The 6,212-nt window shown below is 62.2% G+C and carries 5 protein-coding genes and 1 pseudogene; 4 read left to right on the top strand and 2 right to left on the bottom strand.

All coding sequences use genetic code 11. The features are described 5' to 3' along the window. Positions 1-46: 46 nt before the first annotated feature. Positions 47-646: a nuclear transport factor 2 family protein gene (locus AW06_RS07250; protein WP_034947920.1), complete on the bottom strand. Its 600-nt coding sequence runs from the start codon at positions 644-646 to the stop codon at positions 47-49. 189 nt (positions 647-835) lie between these two features. Here AW06_RS07250 and AW06_RS07245 point away from each other — a divergent pair, with 189 nt between their 5' ends. Then, on the top strand, positions 836-2,995 hold the full coding sequence (locus tag AW06_RS07245; protein ID WP_273704472.1) for a hypothetical protein: 2,160 nt from the start codon (positions 836-838) through the stop codon (positions 2,993-2,995). Between the two features lie 63 nt (positions 2,996-3,058). Here AW06_RS07245 and AW06_RS07240 read toward each other — a convergent pair whose 3' ends face one another. After that, a complete protein-coding gene (locus tag AW06_RS07240) occupies positions 3,059-3,760 on the bottom strand; it encodes a pirin family protein (RefSeq protein WP_034947915.1) in 702 nt (233 codons plus the stop codon). 89 nt (positions 3,761-3,849) lie between these two features. Between AW06_RS07240 and AW06_RS07235 the strand changes: the two genes are divergently transcribed. The 3 genes and pseudogenes from AW06_RS07235 to AW06_RS07225 form a co-directional block, all read left to right on the top strand. Then, positions 3,850-4,803 (top strand): LysR substrate-binding domain-containing protein, encoded by a 954-nt coding sequence (locus AW06_RS07235; RefSeq protein WP_246148772.1) that lies wholly within the window; start codon positions 3,850-3,852, stop codon positions 4,801-4,803. Positions 4,804-4,843: 40 nt separating this feature from the next. Beyond that, complete coding sequence (locus tag AW06_RS07230) at positions 4,844-5,455, top strand: hypothetical protein (protein ID WP_034947912.1); 612 nt, start codon at positions 4,844-4,846, stop codon at positions 5,453-5,455. Between the two features lie 51 nt (positions 5,456-5,506). After that, positions 5,507-6,212: pseudogene (locus AW06_RS07225) on the top strand (hypothetical protein); the annotation flags it as partial.

Raw genomic sequence — 6,212 nt, 5'->3', positions numbered from 1 at the left:
CGGTCATGACTTTCATGATCAGGGGTGTCTTGCAAAGTCATGGCCGTTAACTTCGCCGCCGCATTCTGCCGATCAACCATCCCAGCACCAGACCGGCGAGTCCGGTGCCGCCCGCCGCCCACCAGATGGCCTCTTTCGCTTCGGCGATCAGCGAATTGGTGAACACGTTTGACGACAGGTGCATCGACACCACTTTCCACTGCCCATCGATTTTCGCCGAGGTCGAGGTCCAGTTCGAATTCAGGGTGAACGGGCCTCTGGCCACTGGAAAGAATTCATCCACCATCGTCCCGTCGGCAACTGCGACCTCGCCGTGACCGAAAAAATGAGCCGAAGCGCCGATCTTGGCCGTGGTGAGATAGCGGTCGAGGATACGCTGCTCGCCCTTGACCATGCGATGGTAGTAAGCCTTGATCTCGGCGTGCCCGCGCGAAACCTCGCCGTTCAGCCAGGTCACCGTCGCCTCGGGAGCCATCTGTGCGACCATCCGGTCGACATCCTGAGCGTTGATGCTCGCCTCTATTTCCCGGAAAATCCTGATCAGCGCCTGGCGATCCGCTGCGTACGGGTCGTTGTCGGCGGCCAGGGCGCTCGCCGGACCCAGCAGGGCGAGCAGGACAAGGAGCAGGTTCAGGATCGAAGGCATGGCATCTCCAGTGATCGAATGGTTGGACGCGACGCATCATATCCTGCCGCTGCCTCGTTGCACACCTTGCCGAACAACCCTGGCTTTTCAGCAAGCGCGCCGCCAGCCTGCCTTGCACCCGTGGACGCGCGATGACTCATGGTCAATGCCAGCAAGCCGACCGCGTTTTCCACCAGAATCGGAGCTTCCATGCTGCTTCACGCCTTTCTCCATGCCTTCAATGGATGGCTCGCTCAGGAACGGACGAGCATTGCAGAACCCTATTGGCGAATCGAACCCGATCCGCTTCGCCGCCGGGCAGACACGAATCAGATTCTGATCGGCGTCGGTGCATGGGGTAGCCGCCAACAAGCGGTCGAACATCCCGGCGTCTGTCTGAACAACAAAGGCCTGGCCGAGCGTTTTGGCGTCGCGGCCGATCCGTCCACCGTCACGGAAATGGTCCTGAATCCGCCACCGGAACTGGCGGCGCATTGGCGGGCCGTGTGGGGAAAGGGTACCGACCTGGGTCGGCGACTGGGCGAACTCACCCTGGTGATCGAAGACGCTTCCCCCGATTCGGTGCTCGCGCTCCTGTTCTGGCTCGCGGTCATGAACGGGGTGCCGGTGGAATCGTTTGGCCAGCCCGAGGTCGCGCGCTGGGTCGCCGCCGTGCGACGCTGGGAACTGACGGGAATGGTCGCCGACAATCCGCACACTTCCTGGGCGGCGCTACTGGCGGCCCTGTCCCACAGCCATTTTGCCCCGCTGCCGTCAGAAAAAGGCCGCAGCTACGATTTCGCCGGTGCCTGGCGCGAGGCGCTACAGTTCACCACCGCCCTGCTGCTGCAGGACATCGCGCCGGAGGCCGTGCCGGAAATGTGGGAACTGGAAGCCTATCGCCGCGCCGCCGCGCTGCTGCGCAATGAAGAACAGAATTATCTGCGTTCGCTGCCCCGCTCTACCTGCCTGCAACTGCTGGTACCGATGGCCGGTCCGGAACCGCGCAAAGATGTGCTGGTGGATGCCTACCTCACGGTGGAAACCTGGCCGAGCGGCGCCCGCAAGCTGTTCGCCCGGCTGGATCGCAGCCACAGCCCCACGCAGCAGGGTTTCGCCGTGATGGGCGTCTACCGTCCGGACCCGCGCATGGCCGGCGCCGGTGATGACATGGTGGTGTCGGTCAACCCCCTGACCGGCATCAACCTGCTGGATCTGTGGCGGGAACTGGAACGGCTGGAAAACGAACGCTGGGCAGACCAGCGTCCCACCGGGAATGCCCGTCCGATTGCCAGCTATCCGGCCGGCACCGGGTACACCCAACCCTGGTGGGACGACCACGGCCGCCACACCCTGCTCGCGGCGCCTCGCCGCCTGCCGGACGGTCGTCTGGGCAGCCGGCTGACCTGGCCGGATGTCGTCAATGCCCTGTGGCGGGTGTACAGTCCATTGCGACGCCTGCGCGTCGAAGACGCCCTGCACGCCGGTTCGCCGATCCCAATCGAAGCTTGCGCGAGAAAAGCCTATCGTCATGACGACGGCGACGGCACGACCAAGTTCCTGCTGGGGATGCGCTGGCTCCCGAACGCTGCCCTGTCTGGCGCGCTGTTCGACCTGCCGAGCGTGCAGCGTTATCTGGCTGCCCTCATCGCCCGCCAGGACGAACAACAGCCGATCAAGGTCGAGGACCTGCCCGTGCCGGACGAGTTCAACGTGCTGCCCCTGCACGGCGGCTTTGCCATCCTCCACGATCAAGGCGTCCTGGTATTCGACGACTGGCGCACCGAACGTCTCCGCTTGCCGCAGCTTGCCGAAGAGTTCGAGCGGGTATTCCAGACCCTCGGCACCGGACGCGACGTGGCGAGGGCACTGGACGCGCTGTTTGAAGAGCGCACCTCCGGCAGGAAACCTCGTCCTACCGCCGCCGTGCTGGGTGATCTCGCCACCCTGCGCAGCCGGTTGACCGAGGCCGGCTACCAATATCAGCCCGGCAGCCATTGGGCCGACGTGCGTGCCTTCCGGGCCGCACTGGAAACCCGCTGGTGCGTCGGTGATGCCATCAAGAATCTGCACACCCGCGTTTCGCAACTGGAAGACGCCATCCGTACCGCCAGCACGCTGGAAACCCAGCGCCTCACCTATATTCTCTCGACCATCGGTCTACCCTTCGTCATCAGCAACTCGCTGACCGGCTTCCTGAAACCCTGGCTCGTCGGTTCCCAGCTTCCTCCCGGACCGCGAGAGGTGTGGGCGCCGACGCTGTTCTACTTCGGCGTGGCGTTGATCCTGATCGCCCTGATCCACATCGCCTTGAAACGCTGGCTGTTGTCCGCGCGCAAACGCCGGCAAAAGGTGGCGAGAAGCGCCTAGTCCTTGCACGACACAATCCGGATGAATGATTGGGCAGGGGTTGATTGGGAAGAATGTTCACCTTCACGCCTCGAGGTCAAAGACCAGGACTTCTGCGTCTTTACCGTTCGTGATTTCGATGCGACTTTCCGCGCTGATCAGGGCGGCGTCGCCACCCGACAAGTGCTGGCCGTTGACCTCGACTGCGCCACGTACCACGTGGACATAGGCCTTGCGCTCGGAGTCGATGTTCAGCGTGGCGGATTCCGTGCCGTTGAACAGGCCGGCGAACAAATACGCATCGGCATTAATCGTGACCGAATCTCCTGCTCCATCGGGCGACGCCACCAGGCACAACTCACCTCGCATTCGTTCTGCCGGAAGATGCCGTTGCTCGTAACTCGGCGCAATGCCGGTGACGTTGGGCGTAATCCAGATCTGCAATAAGTGCGTGCTCTGGCCCTCGGCGTGGTTGAACTCGCTGTGCGTCACGCCGGTGCCGGCACTCATGCGCTGCACGTCGCCGGGTGGAATCCCCTTGATATTGCCCATGCTGTCCTGATGCGCGAGATTTCCCGACAGAACGTAACTGATGATTTCCATGTCGCGGTGGCTGTGCTTGCCAAAGCCGGTACCGGGGGCCACCCGGTCCTCGTTGATGACCCGCAAGTTGCCCCAGCCCATGTGCGCCGGGTCGTGATAACCGGCGAATGAAAACGAATGGTAGCTTTCGAGCCAGCCGTGGTTTGCGTAACCGCGATCCTGAGACTTGCGAACTGTGAGCATGTGAACCTCCTGGTTGATGAGATGCATGGTGACCTTTTCAGTATCGTTGCAGGTGCTGTCGATTTGATGGCATCATTCAAAATGATTGAATGAACGACACTTTGATGCCGACTGCCCGCGATGTGCTGACACCCGATGCCCTGGCCATGCTTGAGACCATTGCAAAGGCCGGCAGCTTTGCCGCGGCTGCCCGTGCGAGTCATATGGTGCCGAGCGCACTGACGTATCGCGTGCGGCAGATCGAAGACGCGCTGGATGTCCTGCTGTTTGATCGCAGCTCGCGGCAGGCCCGCTTGACTGAAGCCGGGCAGGAACTACTGCGCGAGGGTGCGCGACTGTTGGCCGATATCGATGCCGTCGCCAACCGCATCAAGCGGGTGGCGACCGGTTGGGAGCCACAGTTCACGATTGCGGTCGATAGCATCATCGTTCGTGCGACGGTGATGGAGCTTTGCCAGTCGTTTTTTGCGTTGCAACCGCCGACCAGTCTCAAGCTGCGCAGCGAGACGCTGTCTGGCACGCTCGAAGCGCTCGCATCGGGCCAGGCCGATCTGGCGCTGGGCGTGGCCGTGCAGGCCGGTAGCCGGGCCGACCTACTGCGGGAGTCGCTCGGTTCGGTTCATTTTGTCTTCGCCGTATCGCCTCACCACCCGCTGGCACAGGCGCCTGAACCATTGACCGATGAAACCATCCGCCCGTATCGCGCGGTGGTGCTTGCCGACTCGACACAACGCGGCGACGGCCTGACGATCAGACTATTGCCCGGCCAGGAGGTGATGACCGTTCCGGACCTGCCAGCGAAGCTTGACGCGCAGCTTCGAGGGCTGGGTGTCGGCTTCCTGCCGACATGCCTGGCACAGCCCTACATCGATACCGGACGCTTGGTGGTCAAACAAATCGAACAAGGGGAACAGCAGCTTCAGTTTTATTACGCGTGGCGCAAGAGCGGCAGGGGCAGCCAAGGGCGGGCACTGCGATGGTGGCTCGAGCAACTGCAAAGCCCGGTGACGCGGGCTGCGCTATTGGCAGAGAGGCGCTCTTGAGCTTCATTCAGTTCAGTAGCAGTCCACAGGAATTCCCGACATGAAGAACGTTTTCCGCGACAACCCGACCATCGCTTTTGGTCTCGGTTTGCCGCTTTTGCTGGTCGTGCTGTTCCTGGCGATCTCCGGCATTCCGGTCCTGCTGGTCGCACCGGCGCAGTATGACGTGCTGTACGCCACCAATTACGGCTATTACAACAATGCCCAGAACACGCTTCAGATTGCCGTCGTCGGCGACCGGGTCCAGGTCAATTACATTGGCAGCAATCAGCCCTACCAGAATCCGCGACTCTGGCGCTTCAATCCTAGAACCGGTGCGGTGAAGGAAATCGCCCTGCTCCTGCCGCCGGGTCTCGCGCCGAATACCGGGAGCACCGTCGAAACGCCGAAGATTCCCAGGGTGACGCCGATCGAGGTGCCTGATCTCGCAGGACTGAAAGTGGATTCGTCGAGTCTGGCACCCGATGGCTACGCATTTAGCGCCGGCCCCGACGGCTATTCGGGGCGCGTCTTTACCGACCTGTTCTATTCCTCCCGCTACCGTTCGCAAGCCGAACTGGTAAAAAGCGGGCGCAGCATCCGCCTGCCCAATACCGACGGCGCCTACTACGGCAACACGGTTCGGTTCATCGGCTGGGTGGTTTCGCCATGAGCGCGCGGACTAAAACACCAGCGCGTCGCTCGACGACAGGAGCATAGCCTGATGATGGGCTGGCTGATACTGCTGCTGGTGCTGCTGTTCGTTATCGGCGGCGGTTGGTGGGGCTGGCCGCTGGTCGCCGCCCTGTTCGGCGTCAGGCAGGTTACCGACAAACCCGGTGCACTCGGCAAAATCACCGAACTGATGCGAACCTATGACATCACGCCGGATGAAGTGGCCGTGGCCTATCGCGACCCGTCACCGACGCAGGCGGCGCCCGCCCGGCGTAGTGGCGGCGAAATTGCCAAGACGCTGTTCACCTATCTCGGCGCGATCTTCATTCTCGCCGGCATCAGCACCTACATCGGCATGTTCTGGAATCGGATGGGCAGCGTGATGCGCGTCCTGGTCACGCTGGGCGTTGGCTACATGCTGCTGATCGTGCTGATCTCGGCGCTGCACGAGAAAAAGTTTCCGAAACTGATCCTGCCGCTCGCCCTGGCCTCCGTGATCATGCTGACCAGCGGCTGGTTCGTTTTCATCCATGAGGTATTTCCACGCGGCGACAACTGGCGCCTGGCGTCGCTCAGCGTTTTCGGACTGATGGCGCTGCATCAGGGGGTGTTGTTCTGCAAATATGCACGGACCGTGCTGGCCTTTACCGCCCTGCTGTTCGTATACGCCTTCCTGCAAGTCGGTCTCGACATGCTCGACGTCTCACCGGGTTTCAGCGCCATCATTCTTGGCAGCTCGCTGTTTCTGGTGGCGA

The sequence above is a fragment of the Candidatus Accumulibacter cognatus genome (genome assembly GCF_000584975.1).
In the GTDB taxonomy this organism is placed as follows: Bacteria; Pseudomonadota; Gammaproteobacteria; order Burkholderiales; family Rhodocyclaceae; genus Accumulibacter; species Accumulibacter cognatus.
The sequence above is the reverse complement of the archived record's forward strand: the minus strand, read 5'-3'. Positions and strand labels throughout refer to the sequence as shown.